This window comes from Treponema sp. R6D11 (assembly GCF_054786075.1).
Genome location: NZ_BDHD01001204.1, coordinates 1 through 360 on the forward strand (window position 1 = coordinate 1; position 360 = coordinate 360).

Genomic DNA, 360 nt, shown 5'->3' on the forward strand with positions numbered 1-360 from the left:
TATCATCGACGATTTAATGTTTATCAAAGAATTAAAGCCGCACATGGTCGGCATTGGACCTTTTATTCCCCATTCCGACACTCCCTTTAATAACGAAAAGGCCGGCGATATGCGCGTTACATTGAATATTCTGGCTATCCTCCGCCTTATGCGGCCGAACCTGCTTATTCCGGCGACAACGGCGCTTGGAACAATTGATGCCCGTGGGCGGGAATTGGGGATTCTGGCGGGGGCAAATGTTGTTATGCCAAATCTTTCGCCGGCTGACGTGCGGGGAAAATATATGCTCTATGACAATAAAATTTGTACCGGTGAACAAGCTGCCGAATGCGCCGCCTGTATGCGGAACCGGATACAAAA

Annotated in this window: 1 pseudogene; it reads left to right on the forward strand. The window is 48.9% G+C overall.

Annotated features, from left to right (window positions below):
* A pseudogene (locus tag ACYVTD_RS18125) lies at positions 1 to 360 on the forward strand ([FeFe] hydrogenase H-cluster radical SAM maturase HydE); the annotation flags it as partial.